A 12899-nucleotide genomic window follows, 5' to 3' on the forward strand; every position below is an offset into this window, starting at 1 on the left:
AGAAACTCGTGAACAGCTAGTGGATCGGACTCCGCAACGCCGCGTTCAGCCGCGGGTACACGTCGCGCACCGCCGGGTGCTCGCGTTCCCGGCCGAGCAGCCGGGCCAGGCGTTTGAGGTCCTGCCGGACGGTAGCCGAGTCCACCAGGTCGGCCGCGTCGAGGACCTTGGTGGCCAGCGCGCTCGCGTGGTCGATGTCGCCGGCGGAGGCGTAGGCGAGGGCACGGCGGGCACCGAACCGCGCGTGGGTGCGGTGGGCCGTGTCGGGGACGAGGGACAGCTGGCGGTCCAGCACGTCCGCCGCCTCGCGCGACTGGCCGAGGTCGTGCAGGCACCAGGCGGCCACCAGGCTGTTCAGGTCGGCGCCGCTGACCGAGGCCGAGCCGATCGTCATGCCGCTGGCCGTGTCGGCCTTGTCCAGCAACGCGGCGGCGCGGTCGAGTGCGCGCCGGCAGTTGTCGTAGTCGCACGCCAGCGCGTGTCCCTGGGCTTCGCGCAACGCGGCGAGCCCCTGCACCCGCGGTGAGGTGCCCGGTGCGGCCTGCGCCTGCTGGGCCAGGTCGATCGTGCCTGCGGCGTCGTCGCGGTAGAGCGTGATCAACGCCTGCCTGATCAGCGAGTACGTGGCCAGCTCGGTGTCACCGGCCGCGGCGCCCATCTCGACGGCGTTGCGGGTCCACCACATCGCGGCCCTGTCGTCGCCCGCTTCCTGGGCCATCCACCCCGCGTACTCGCTGTAGCGGGCGGCCAGCCCCAGCAGCTCCTCGCGCACGGGGGAGGGCGCGCCGTTCGCCATGCCGCGCAGGGTGTGCGTGTGCACGGTCACCATCGGCAGCACCACGCTCGGGCTCGTCGTCTGCCCCAGCTGCCTGACCTGCGCGAACAGTGACCGGAACGCCGTGAGCGTCCCGTCGTGCACCGCAGAGGCCGACGCGCTGCGGGGCGCCCCCAGCGTCAGCCCCAGCAACGAGGCCGCGCCCGTCGCGAGCGCCTCCCGCCGGGGCATCGGAACCATCCAGCTCGATCCGTCCGGAGCCATGCTCATCACCCACACTTCGCCGTCGGCCTCGACAGCTGCCGGCGGGCTCGCGGGTGCGGGCTGGTCCACGATGCGGGCCAGACTTCCCCCGGCTCCGAGAACCGCGTCACAGCGCCGGGCCAGATCAACACCTGGTTGTTTGACGCCAGTCTCGATCTTGCCCAGATAGCCCTTGCTGTAGTGGACCTGCTGCGCCAGCGTCGCCAGCGACAGGCCCGCCGCGGTCCTCAAGCGCCGCAACTCCACACCAAAGACATCCGACTGCTCAGCCATGGGTCCCCCGTCTGCTCCAGACAGCCTCGCAGACTACTGAGCCCCAGGTCCAAGGCCCAGCCCCGGACCGTAGACGAGGGTGGACCCCTGGCTGCACGAATCCGAGTCTGATCGGCCGTCCTGCCGATTCCCAGGCGTCTCCCGTCGCCTCCCCGAGCGGGAGACGGGAGACCCCTGCCTTTCCTCGTCGCGTGGCGCGATGCTGAGTGCACGACGGCGGCTGGTGACAACGCCTTCGGTTTCTGGGGGGCGTGGCGGCAGGACTGGGCTGGGGGCCAAGTCCTGCCGCCACGAACGTTTTTCAGGTGCGGGGAGGGACGATGAACAGGGACTGGACGGGCGCGCCCTCCTGAGGATTACGCCAGGTCGGCGCGGAACGCTCCGGCGAGCGCCTGGAGCAGCCAGCCGAAGCGGTGAGCGTGCCGGCGCTCCTCGTCTGTCATCGCGGACCTGGCGCTGTTGAGCGACCAGCTCGCCCGGCGCTGCAGGGCCAGCCACCCGCGCACGTGCCGCCCCAGCTCGCTGTCCGGGTCGACCACGACGCGTTCGCCGCGCCGGGCGGCGGCCAGTGCCCCGGCCAGACCGGGTGTGCCGCCGAGATCGAGCTCCGCGACGATCGCCTCGGCCTCCGCGAGCGGGTCGGCCTCCGGGCTGTAGGGCCGGGTGCGGCTGAACCAGCTGTCGAAGTGCATGCTCGGCAACGGTGCGGTGAGCTGTGCGAACGTGGGCAGGACCCCGGTGGTCAGAAAGGCCAGCCGCAGCGCACTGGCGATGGGGTGGTCACAGCCGCCTTCCTCGTCGTCCGGGTCGAAGCCCACTCGATGCATCAACGGCAGCACGCGGCCGGGATCCTCGACGCTGGGCCGATACGGGTAGCTCGGGTCGAAGTGCGTGACGGTCTTGCCGTCCACGGCGTGCACGAAGCTCGGCGACGCGTAGTCGTGCCGCACCACGGCCACCGCCTCGGTGCCTCGCGACAGCGCGTCGGCCAGGTGTCCCAGCTCCGAGCTGTTGTGCTGCAGCAGCACCGTCCACTCGCCCAGCGCCAGGGCCGAGGCGATCTCCGGATAACCGTGCGCGAAGTCGTGCTGGTCCCTGATCTCGTCCGGTGTGCGTTCTGCCAGCGTGTCCGCATGTCCGCCGATGCGCCGCAGTGCGTCGAGCGGTTGTACTCCGCGCACGAACGCGAGCGCGAAGATCTCACTCAGGAAGGGCTCTCTGTGCTGTGAGTCAGCCCAGGACAGGTCAATCCGCATTTGTTCCCCCAGATGCAGTCTGGGGGAAACCCTACTGTTGCGGCGCCAGGACGATGTCGAATTTGGTGCGAGTCCAGGGCTCATCTCCTGGCTGCTCGGCGAACTTCTTGACCAGCGACTCCTTCACACCGAACACGGCGTCACCGACCTTCAGCTGCGGGTCGTCCTCGACGAAGATGTGGGTGACCAGCGTGCGGAAACCGGTCGCGGACACCATGAAGTGCAGGTGCGCGACGCGCATGGGGGAGCGTTTCGCCGCCGCGAGAAGCTCGCCGACAGGGCCGTCGTGCGGGATCGGGTACGCGGTCGGTGTGACGCCCCAGAAGGAGAAGCTGCCGTCGGGCTCGGAGAACAGGTGGCCGCGGCCCGCGACGCGATCATCGTCGTACTGCACGTCGTAGAAGCCGTCCTCGTCGGCTTCCCACACCTCGATCCTGGCGCCGGGCACCGGGTTCCCGTCGGTGTCGCGCACGGATCCCTCGACGAGGCAACGGGTTCCGGAGGCGCCCGCCGCGATGTCGCCGCCGTTGCCGACCAGAGGCGACTCCTCCACGAAGAACGGGCCGAACACCGTGGCTTCCGTGGCGTTGCCGTACGCCTCGTTGTTCACCGCGATGGTCTGCATCGAGGCGCCGAGCACGTCGGAGAGCAGGATGAACTCCTGCCGCTTGTCGTCGGTGATGTGCCCGGCCGCGGTCAGGAACTCGATCGCCCTGGCCCACTCCTGTTCGGTCAGGCGGACTTCGCGGATGAACGAGTGCAGGTGCCGGGTGAGCGACTCGAGCAGTTCCCTGGTGCGCGGGTCAGGGGTGTTGGCGAACGAGGCGACGACCTCGGCGGTCAGGCGCTCCTCGATGTCCCGCTGGGCGGTCATCCTCGGCTCCACTCGGTCGGGTTGCGGCCCGCCGAGGCGGCGGCGAGCAGTGCGGTCAGGTCGTCCTCGGTGACGGGACGGGGGTTCGACGCGGGCACGGACGGCAGGATCAGGCGGGCCGCCTCACGGACGTCCGGCACGCCCTTCAACACGTGAGAGGCGCCGATCTCGTCGTAAAGCGCGACCAGTTCGGTGCCCAGCGCTTCGGTGATCCTGGCTGCTTGAGGTGCTGCGGGAGCGTTGAAGGCCAGCACGTACGGGAGGATCGCGGTGTGCGTCTGGGCGTGTGGGAGGTTGTACGCGCCACCCAGGACGTGGCAGATCTTGTGGTGCAGGCCGGATCCCGCGGAGGCGAACGCCACGGCGGACAGGTAGGCGCCGTAGAGGGTCTGCTCACGGCCGTCCAGGCTGCTGATCTTGCGCAGTCCGTTGCCCAACGCACGGATGCCTTCCACCGCAATCGCTTGGTTGATCGGATCCGCGCGCGGGGCCCACATCGAGTCGACGCAGTGGGCCAGCGCGTTGCACCCGGAGGCGATCGCAAGCTCGTTGGGCAGCGACGCGGTGAGGGCGGCGTCGTAGATGACCGTGACGGGCAGGACGCGGTCGTCGCTGCCGGTGGTCTTGCGCGAGGCCTCGGTCAGGCCCCAGACGTTGGTCGCCTCCGAGCCCGCATAGGTCGTGGGCACGGCGATGATCGGCAATCCCGTGGTCAACGCGACGGCTTTGGCGAGCCCGGTCGTGGATCCGCCGCCGACGCTCACCAGCAGATCTGCCTTGGAAGCCTGCTCGCGAGCGCGTTCGGCGTTCTCCACCGGCACGTGCGGCGCCACGTCCGTGCACCGGACTGCCACGTGGATCTTCGACGTGACGTCCGGTGCTGTCTCCTCGGCGATCAGCATCACGCGTTGCGCGCCAAGACGTTCGACCTCCGCGGCGAGGTTCGACGCGGCCTCGCCGGTGCCGAACAACACCCGCTGGCCGAGCGTGACGTGCTCCCAGCTCATGCGCTCTCCTCCCGGCTGAGCACGGCGGTCAGGACGGACATCAGCTCGGCCTCGGGATCGACCGGCAACGAGCTGACGCGCCAGGCGATGTGCTTGTCCGGGCGGACGAGCACCGCCCCGTCTTCGTCCACACCGGACAGTCGGGACCAGTCGAAGTAGAGGTCCGTCACCTCGCGTCCCGGACCGATGACGACGGTCCGCACCGCCACGCCGAGCCGGTCGGCCACCTTCTGTGCCGCGTCGGCCCACGCCTCGCCGTTGACGCCTGTCAGCAGCGTGAACTGGCCGTACGGCGCGAGATCGTGGGTGGAAAGTTTCCGCCTGCTGTCACCGACCCACGCATGGGGCAACCGAACACCCGGAAAGGTCGACGGCTCGTAGTACAGCTCCGGGTCGCGGTCAGGGGTGGGCCGGTCGGTGCCGTCGGGGACGACCGCGCTGGAGGAGTACGACTGGCCCATCTCGACGCCGTGGGCGTTGAACTCGTAGTTCTTCAGCTCCATGGCCTCCCGGACCGCGGCACGTTTCGCGGCACCGGCCAGACTGCTGTCCTTGCGCTCCTCGATCCGCGCGTGCATCTGCTCGGCGGACTCGGCCGCGTCGAGCCCGAGCGCCTCGAACAACGCCCCGAACTCACGGGCGGACCTGTTGGCCCGCACCACGATCTGCCGTGCCACGGGAGCGCGTTCGGCGGTGTAGGTGTCGAGCAGTTCCGGTCCCGCCTGCCCGTTCAGCACCAGGGCGAGCTTCCACGCCAGGTTGTAGGAGTCCTGGATCGAGGTGTTGGAGCCGAGCCCGTTGGACGGCGGGTGCTTGTGCACGGCGTCCCCTACGCAGAAGACCCGCCCGCGCTGCAATTGTGTCGCGTACTGCTCGTTGTTGCCCCACAACGAGATCCCGGTGATCTCGGCGTCAAGACCGGGATCACCGACGAGGTTGCGCACGATCTGCAGCGCGTCGTCCTCGGTCACCTCGGGCACGCCCTGCGCGAGGTCGAAGCCCCAGACGATCAGCCACTCGTTCCACGGCCGGACCATCCGCACGAGTCCCGCGCCGATGCCGCCGACGTTCGCGCCGGGCTGGATCACCCAGTACAGCACCGAAGGGCGGTGCCGGCACAACTCCGTGAGGTCGGCTTTGAACGTGATGTTCATGGACCCGGCGACGTCCATCTGCCCCTCGTACGGCAGATCCAGGTCGGCGGCCACGGCGGAACGAGCGCCGTCCGCGCCGATGAGGTACTTCGCGCGGATCGTGTACTCGGCACCGGTGAGCCGGTTCAGCACCCGCACGGTCACGCCGCCGGCGTCCTGCGTGTGCCCCAGGTACTCGGTGCTGAACTGGGTCTGCGTGCCGCGCGCGGTCGCGTTGCGGACGAGGATCGGCTCCAGGTACGTCTGCGGGATGTCGCAGTTGTGCGACGGCGACGCGAGCTCGTGGTCGGCGTGTCTGGCGGGGTGGTTGCCCCAGGTGAGGATGCGGCCGATCTCCTCGCCGGCGATCGCGGTGCAGAACACCGTGTCGCCGATCAGGTGGTGCGGTGTGGCGTCGGCGAGCACCTGGTCCTCGATGCCGACGTCGCGGAAGATCTCCATCGTGCGCTGGTTGGTGATGTGCGCGCGGGGCGTGTTGGCCGTCCACCGGTACTTGGTGATCATGATGTTCGGGACGCCCAGGGTGGACAGGAAGAGCGCGGCGGAGGCGCCGGCCGGACCCGATCCCACGATCAGCACATCGGTCTCGACCGCGGTGTGCGTCGGTGGGGCGGTGTCGGCGAGGCCGTCGTGGAAGGTCACCATGCCGAGAACGGTGACTCGTCCGGCGGCGTCGTGGCGCTCAGCTTTCGGACGTGGCGGAAACAGGCAAAAACTCGCGGCGGTCCTGGCGCGGGGTCACCCCGAACCGCGCCTTGTACGTGCGGGAGAAGTGCGCCTGCGAGGCGAAACCATTCCGTGCGGCGACCTCGGCCAACGAGATGGGCTCGGCGAGCATGCCCCGGGCAGCGTCGAGCCGGGCGTTCAGGACCGCCTGCGGAACGCTCTGCCCGGATTGTGAGAACAGTCGTGAGAGGTGCCGCTCCGAATACCCGATGGCGGCGGCGATCCGGCCCGCGGACAGGTCCTGGTCAGCCAGATGAGCGGTGATGAACGCGTGCGCGGCGGCCAGGTCGGCGGCGGCCGAGCACCCGCCACCGAGCAGCGTGCCGAGCAGGTCCGTCGCGACGTTCTCCAGCCCGTCCCAGTCGGCAGGCCCGCCGCGCAACGCCTCGGACAGCGCTGTCACCAACGCCCGTGCGTGCGCATCGGCCCGGAAGCTGAACACCTGCGGCTTCACGGTTCCGGGCCGGATCTCGCGCAGCAGCGACCGCGGCGCCTTGAGCACGAGCTCGGTGAGACCGTGCGAGAACGTCCGCCGAAACGGCTGGTCGCCGTCCACCACGAGTCCCTGACCAGGCGTGATCAGCTCGTGGCCGCCGCGGTGCGAGAACTGGTTCTCCCCGGCGAGTGCGAAGTAGACGACCACGCCGTCGGCCGGGTGCTCGGCGATCTGCCGGACGTCGCGGTCGACGGCGTGCGGCGTTCCGGTCACCCGCGCCACCTGCAGCCGGGGCAGCGTCAGGTTGATCTCCGTGCCGTCGAACGGCCGGTCGCCCAGCGGTTGCGCGCGCAGACCGACGAGCGCGCGGGCGTTGTGCTCCTCCCACCCGGCCAGCCTGCGCGAGCCCGGGAGGTCGTGCGTCCGGAACCTGGTCAGGCCGTGCACGGGTGCCATCGGTCCAAGATAACCCCAGCTCAGACACGAGCGACGAACTTGATCTCGATGAGCGCCTTTCGCGCGAGACCGGCCTGTCACAAGCGCGTAACCGCAGGTCGAATTCGTCGAATAACGATTGGTGACGGAAAGCGACGAAGGGTTGCACTGCGTTTCCACTTAGAAGACTTCGCGTGGAATGTCAAGTCGGTGCAATAACCACTGCGTTTGTGGTGTTCAGCCGAAGAAAGCCGGCCGGGCTTCGGCTGCCCGTGAGACCCATTGGAGACCGTTCTACCTGCGAGAGCGTGTTCACGCATCACAACACGGGTTCATCTCACCTACCCGGAACCGCCATCAGGGGGTGTTGCGATGGTCATCCGACTGAGTACTCTCTACGCGCCCCCCAAGATCATCGCTAGTTGATCGTGTTGATCACGCGATGCTATCTTTCCGTCGCCAATTCGGGTGCTCGTGGAGCGTTGTGAAGCTGAAGAACGTGCCTGAGACGAATTACAAGACAATTCGTTCGCGGCTCACTGGTGTCGTGGTGGTTCCCAGCGTCGTCCTGCTGGCCATGTGGGCGCTGTTCTCGTCCTACACGGTGTTCGACGGCCTGTACCTCCAGCTGGTCGCCTCCGGTGTGAGAGACGCGTCGATCCCGGCAGTGCAGTCGTTCGCGTCGCTGCAGAAGGAACGCGAGCTCAGCATGACGAGCTTGAGCAAGCCCGGTACGAACACCACGGCGTTGCTCAAGCAGCAGCAGGAGACCGACGGTGACATCACCAAGATGAAGGCGGCGTTCACCGAGCTCGCCTCCCAGGCGCCGCAGGAGATCGTCGACGGCATCGGCAAGCTCAACGGGCTGCTGGACCAGCTTCCGCAGCAGCGTGCCGCGCTGGAGGCCGGTACCGCGTCCAAGCCCGAGGTCTACCGCTACTACAACAACGTGCTGGACGCCGGTGCCGCGCTGTTCAGCACGCAGGCCCGCATCGTGCCCGACGCCGAGACGGTGCAGGGCGCGCTCGCCGCGGTGCAGTACTTCCAGGCCGCCGACTCGATGTCGCGGGCCGGATCGGTCGCCGCCGGCGCGCTGGCGGCGGGGAAGTTCACGCCGGAGGAGCACCGCGAGTTCGTCTACCTCGTCGGCGCGTACCGGTCCACGCTGAACTCGCTCGAGCCCTACGCCCTGCAGAACGTGCGCGACCACTTCAAGTCGGTCACCGGCAGCGCCCAGTGGCAGCAGCTGGTCACCCTGGAGAACCGCCTGCTGCAGAACGCGGAACGGCCGATCGGCACTTCGGTCGTGCTCTCCGACTGGGAGACCGCGAGCCGTGCGGTGTCCGCCGAGCTGACGACGATGGTGCAGGAGCAGTCCACTGGCGCGGTGAACGTGGCGCTGGCCAACGGTGAAAGCAAGTTCACCACCGTGCTGATCGGCAGCCTCATCGCCCTGGTCGCGGTGATCATCGGGATCTTCCTCGCGGTGCGGATCTCCAGCCGCCTGGTCAACAAGGCGTTGATCGTCCGGTTGACCTCGCTGAAGAGCGACTCGCTCAAGCTCGCGCACGAGCGGCTGCCGGACATCGTCGAGCGGCTGCGCGAGGGCAAGCACGTCGACGTCGCCACCGAGGTGCCCGCGCTGGACTACGGCAACGACGAGATCGGCCAGGTGGCGGACGCGTTCAACGCCGCGCAGTACACCGCCGTCGCCGCGGCCGTGAAGGAGTCGCAGACCCGTGAAGGCGTCAACCGGGTCTTCCTCGACATCGCGCGCCGCAACCAGGGTCTGGTGCACCGCCAGCTGAAGATCCTCGACAAGCTGGAGCGCGAAGAGGAGAACCCCGACCACCTCGACGCGTTCTTCCAGCTCGACCACCTCGCCACCCGCGCGCGGCGCAACGCCGAGAACCTGATCATCCTCACCGGTGAGCAGCCGGGACGGCAGTGGCGCAAACCCGTGCGGATGCTGGACGTCGTGCGCGCCGCCGTCGCGGAGACCGAGCAGTACGCGCGGGTCAAGGTGAACCCGGTGCCCGAGGTGGCGCTCGCCGGCGCCGCCGTCGCCGACGTGATCCACCTGATCGCCGAGCTGGTCGACAACGCGACGTCGTTCTCGTCGCCGCGCTCGCAGGTCGAGGTGCACAGCAGCGAGGTGCCGCAGGGTCTCGTGATCGAGATCGAGGACCACGGTCTCGGCATCAAGCCCGAGGACCGCGAGCAGCACAACAAGATGCTGACCGCGCCGCCCGACTTCGAGGCGATGCGGCTGCGCGGCGAGTCCCGCCTCGGCCTGTTCGTCGTCGCACGGCTGGCGGGCCGGCGCGGTATCCACGTCGAGCTGCGCGACTGCCCGTCCGGCGGCACGATCGCGCTGGTGCTCGTCCCGGCCGACCTGATCGTCGGCGAGGCGGGCGTGGCGGACCCCGCCGACCCGGTGCAGATGCCCAAGCCGACGTTCCGGCAGCAGACGCTCGCCCAGGCCGCCCTTCCCGTCGCCGACGACGTCGTGCTCGACGCGAGGCCCAGTTCGGAGCTCAACGAGTTCTGGGCAGGGGGAGGAGTGGGAAACGACCACGGCTCCCGCCTGGACAGGGATCCGGACAGCGGGAGCATCGTGGGCGTGCTGCCCGCACAGGACCACCCGGCGGGCCCGTGGCCGGCCGAAGACGCCCGGGACGGTGACGCCTCGCGCCAGGACACCCGGCCAGAGCTGCCACGGCGCCGCAAGCAGCAGCACCTCGTGCCGCAGCTGGCCAACGACGACCTGCGGCCCGTGCACGACTTCGCCGAGCCGCACACCGAGGAACGGGCTGAACGCACTCGCGACGGCATGTCGGCCTTCCAGCAGGGCACCCGTGATGCCCGCCAGGCCGACGACGCCGTCGAACCGTGATCACTCCTGAACACCGAAAGGGCTTACTCCCGTGGACGACGACCTGACCGGCGGGCACCCCGAGCTGAACTGGCTGCTGGACGACCTGGTCGCCAGAGTGGTCGGTGCGAGGCACGCTGTGGTGCTCTCCGCGGACGGCCTGCTGCTCGCCCGGTCACCCGAACTGTCCAAAGACGACTCCGACCACCTGTCCGCGATGGCGTCGGCGTTCCAGTCGCTGGCCCGCGGCACCGGACGGCACTTCGGCGGCGGCCAGGTGCGGCAGACCATCGTGGAGATGGAGCGCGCACACCTGTTCGTCACCGCGGCGGGACAGGGCGCCTGCCTCGCGGTGGTCGGTGACGAGGAGGCGGACATGGGCATGATCGCCTACGAGATGAACATGCTCGTGAAGCGCGTCGGCTCGTATCTGTCGTCGGCGCCGCGCACACTCGCGGCGCCCCGCCACCCCATGGGGCTGTCATGAGCCCCCGCTCGTCGGACTGGTGGTACGACGAGGCCGCCGGTCCGCTGGTCCGCCCCTACGCGTTGGTGAGCGGTCGCACCAGGCCGACGTGGGGCCGGCTGAACCTCGCGACCCAGGTGCGGTCGATTCGCACCTCGTCCGACACGAGCGCGCTCTCCGTCGAGCACCTCGAGATCATGAGACTCTGCCGCAAACCGCTGTCCGTGGCGGAGGTCGCCGCCTACCTGCACGCGCCGCTCGTCGTCGCGAAGGTGTTGCTGAGCGACCTGATCCAGCGTGGCGACGTCATCACCAGTGACTCGTCGCGGATGGCGGTCGCGCCGGACCGGACCCTACTCCAGAAGGTGCTAGATGGCGTCCGTGCAATCTGAAGAACTGCTCGTCCCCGCGTCGGTGAAGATCGTCGTGGCGGGTGGGTTCGGCGTCGGCAAGACGACGCTGGTGGGCGCGGTCAGCGAGATCACGCCGCTGCGGACCGAGGAACTGCTCACCGAGGCCGGCACGCAGATCGACGACCTGGCGGGCGTCGAGGGCAAGACCACGACGACGGTGGCGCTGGACTTCGGCCGCATCACGATCAACCCCGAGGTCGTGCTGTACCTGTTCGGCACGCCCGGCCAGGACCGCTTCTGGTTCATGTGGGACGAGCTCGCCTACGGGGCGATCGGCGCGGTCGTGCTGGTCGACACCCGGCGGCTCGACGGCGGGTTCGGGGCGATCGACTTCTTCGAGCGCCGCGGGATCCCGTTCGTCATCGCCGTGAACTGCTTCGAGGGCAGCCACTCCTACACCGAGGACGAGCTGCGGGGCGCTCTGGACGTCGCGGACACCGTGCCGATGGTGCTGTGCGACGCGCGTGACCGCGAGTCGTGCAAGACGGTGCTGGCCCGCGTGATCGAGCATGCGATGAGCAAGCTCGACCACGCGGTCGCTTAGCTGCTAGGTGAGCTTCTCGAGCCGGCAGCGGAACGGCCGCAACATGGCAGGTGCCTCGGTGAGCCGGTAACCGGGCACCTGCTCCGGGTTCTTGGCGATCCCCGCGAGCGTCTCCGCCACGTACTCCAGGTGGCTGCGGGTGTAGACGCGGCGCGGGATCGCCAGGCGCACCAGCTCGAACGGCGCGGGCGTGATCAGCTCGCCTTGTTCGGTGATCTCCCCGAGGTAGAGCGAACCCAGTTCCGCACAACGGATTCCGCCCGCGAGGTACAGCTCCGACGCGAGCGCGTGGCCGGTGAACTGGCTCGGCGGGATGTGCGGGAGCAGCCTGCCCGCGTTGAGGTAGACGGCGTGCACGCCCGTCGGCCGCACACTGTCCACTCCGGCCTCCCGCGCGCATTCGGCGAGATATGCGGTGGCTTCCGCCCGCTCGCGCAGGTACAGCGGGTCGGTCACCTCGAGCAGACCCTGCGCGCACATGTCGAGGTCGCGGCCGCTCAGCCCGCCGTAGGTGCGGAACCCCTCGGTGGCGATCAGCAGCAGTTCGCACTGCTTGGCCAGCGCCGTGTCGTTGAGCGCCAGCAACCCTCCGATGTGGACGATGCCGTCCTTCTTCAGGCTGGCAACGCATCCGTCGGCGAGCCGGAACGCCTTCTTCGCGATGTCACGCGGGCTGTGGCCGCGGTACTTCTCTTCTCGTTGTGCGACGAGCCAGGCGTTCTCGGCGAACCTGGCCGCGTCGAGGATGAACGGCACCCCGTGCTTGCGGCACAGCTTGCTCGCCTTCTTGATGTTCGACATCGACACCGGCTGCCCGCCGCCGCCGTTGTTGGTGATCGTCATGAGCACCAGGCCGACGTCCTCGGGCCCGCTGAGCGCCTCTTCGAGGGCGACGAGGTCGATGTTGCCCTTGAACGGCTCGTCGCTGTCGAGGTCCCTGGATTCCGGGCACGGGAGGTCGCGCACGACGCCGCCGGCGATCTCCACGTTCGCACGGGTGGTGTCGAAGTGCGTGTTGCTGATGGAGATCTGGCCGGGCTTCAGCAACGCCGTGAACAGGATCCGTTCCGCGGCACGGCCCTGGTGCACGGGGAAGATGTGCTCGTAGCCGGTGAGGTCCTCGACCACGTCGCGGAACCGGAACCACGACCGCGCGCCCGCGTAGGTCTCGTCGCCCCGCATGCCCGCGGCCTGCTGCTCGGCGGACAGGGCGCCCGTGCCGGAGTCGCTCAGCAGGTCGATCGTGACGTCGTCCGCGGTGAGGTTGAACTGGTTGCAGCCGCCCTCGGCGTACCGGCGCTCGCGGTACTCGCGGGTGGTGATGGGGATCGGCTCGACGACCTTGATGCGGTAGGGCTCCACCGGACTTGCCTTTCTAGTGCTACGGCGCGAAATTTGCCG

Annotated in this window: 11 protein-coding genes; 4 read left to right on the forward strand and 7 right to left on the reverse strand. The window is 69.1% G+C overall.

Annotated features, from left to right (window positions below):
- Positions 1-16: 16 nt before the first annotated feature.
- From ABZ345_RS18305 to ABZ345_RS18330, 6 genes are all read right to left on the reverse strand, one after another.
- The gene (locus ABZ345_RS18305; protein ID WP_359849528.1) at positions 17-1312 is read right to left on the reverse strand and encodes a helix-turn-helix transcriptional regulator; all 1296 of its coding nucleotides are present in this window, start codon (positions 1310-1312) and stop codon (positions 17-19) included.
- Between the two features lie 356 nt (positions 1313-1668).
- Entirely contained in the window at positions 1669-2568 is a 900-nt protein-coding gene (locus ABZ345_RS18310; protein ID WP_359849531.1) for a DUF6461 domain-containing protein, read from the reverse strand.
- A gap of 31 nt (positions 2569-2599) precedes the next feature.
- Entirely contained in the window at positions 2600-3442 is an 843-nt protein-coding gene (locus ABZ345_RS18315) for a dioxygenase (RefSeq protein ID WP_359849534.1), read from the reverse strand.
- Entirely contained in the window at positions 3439-4449 is a 1011-nt protein-coding gene (locus ABZ345_RS18320; protein ID WP_359849537.1) for a maleylacetate reductase, read from the reverse strand. The genes ABZ345_RS18315 and ABZ345_RS18320 overlap by 4 nt, the downstream gene beginning before the upstream one ends.
- A complete protein-coding gene (locus ABZ345_RS18325) occupies positions 4446-6248 on the reverse strand; it encodes an FAD-dependent monooxygenase (RefSeq protein ID WP_359849540.1) in 1803 nt (600 codons plus the stop codon). Before ABZ345_RS18325 ends, ABZ345_RS18320 begins: the two co-directional genes overlap by 4 nt.
- A 37-nt stretch (positions 6249-6285) precedes the next feature.
- A complete protein-coding gene (locus tag ABZ345_RS18330) occupies positions 6286-7221 on the reverse strand; it encodes an AraC family transcriptional regulator (protein ID WP_359849543.1) in 936 nt (311 codons plus the stop codon).
- Between the two features lie 478 nt (positions 7222-7699).
- On the opposite strand from ABZ345_RS18330, the gene ABZ345_RS18335 reads away from it, so the two are divergent.
- Genes ABZ345_RS18335 through ABZ345_RS18350 form a run of 4 tightly spaced genes read left to right on the forward strand, consistent with a single transcriptional unit; the run spans position 7700 to position 11498 of the window.
- A complete protein-coding gene (locus ABZ345_RS18335; RefSeq protein WP_359849546.1) occupies positions 7700-10096 on the forward strand; it encodes a nitrate- and nitrite sensing domain-containing protein in 2397 nt (798 codons plus the stop codon).
- A 31-nt stretch (positions 10097-10127) separates the two neighbouring features.
- Complete coding sequence (locus tag ABZ345_RS18340) at positions 10128-10562, forward strand: roadblock/LC7 domain-containing protein (protein WP_359849549.1); 435 nt, start codon at positions 10128-10130, stop codon at positions 10560-10562.
- Positions 10559-10933: a DUF742 domain-containing protein gene (locus tag ABZ345_RS18345; protein WP_359849553.1), complete on the forward strand. Its 375-nt coding sequence runs from the start codon at positions 10559-10561 to the stop codon at positions 10931-10933. The genes ABZ345_RS18340 and ABZ345_RS18345 overlap by 4 nt, the downstream gene beginning before the upstream one ends.
- Positions 10914-11498, forward strand: coding sequence for an ATP/GTP-binding protein (locus tag ABZ345_RS18350; RefSeq protein ID WP_359849556.1), 585 nt, complete (start codon positions 10914-10916; stop codon positions 11496-11498). Before ABZ345_RS18345 ends, ABZ345_RS18350 begins: the two co-directional genes overlap by 20 nt.
- A 3-nt stretch (positions 11499-11501) precedes the next feature.
- Here ABZ345_RS18350 and ABZ345_RS18355 read toward each other — a convergent pair whose 3' ends face one another.
- On the reverse strand, positions 11502-12860 hold the full coding sequence (locus ABZ345_RS18355) for a tryptophanase (RefSeq protein ID WP_359849559.1): 1359 nt from the start codon (positions 12858-12860) through the stop codon (positions 11502-11504).
- Positions 12861-12899: the final 39 nt, after the last annotated feature.

It is taken from the genome of Lentzea sp. NPDC005914 (assembly GCF_040629405.1).
In the GTDB taxonomy this organism is placed as follows: domain Bacteria; phylum Actinomycetota; class Actinomycetes; order Mycobacteriales; family Pseudonocardiaceae; genus Lentzea.

Excerpts from the sequence above, each read along its gene's own strand:
- ABZ345_RS18305 (WP_359849528.1), bottom strand. The coding sequence starts at position 1,312 with ATGGCTGAGCAGTCGGATGTCTTTGGTGTGGAGTTGCGGCGCTTGAGG.
- ABZ345_RS18310 (WP_359849531.1), bottom strand. The coding sequence starts at position 2,568 with ATGCGGATTGACCTGTCCTGGGCTGACTCACAGCACAGAGAGCCCTTC.
- ABZ345_RS18315 (WP_359849534.1), bottom strand. The coding sequence starts at position 3,442 with ATGACCGCCCAGCGGGACATCGAGGAGCGCCTGACCGCCGAGGTCGTC.
- ABZ345_RS18320 (WP_359849537.1), bottom strand. The coding sequence starts at position 4,449 with ATGAGCTGGGAGCACGTCACGCTCGGCCAGCGGGTGTTGTTCGGCACC.
- ABZ345_RS18325 (WP_359849540.1), bottom strand. The coding sequence starts at position 6,248 with ATGGTGACCTTCCACGACGGCCTCGCCGACACCGCCCCACCGACGCAC.
- ABZ345_RS18330 (WP_359849543.1), bottom strand. The coding sequence starts at position 7,221 with ATGGCACCCGTGCACGGCCTGACCAGGTTCCGGACGCACGACCTCCCG.
- ABZ345_RS18345 (WP_359849553.1), top strand. The coding sequence starts at position 10,559 with ATGAGCCCCCGCTCGTCGGACTGGTGGTACGACGAGGCCGCCGGTCCG.
- ABZ345_RS18350 (WP_359849556.1), top strand. The coding sequence starts at position 10,914 with ATGGCGTCCGTGCAATCTGAAGAACTGCTCGTCCCCGCGTCGGTGAAG.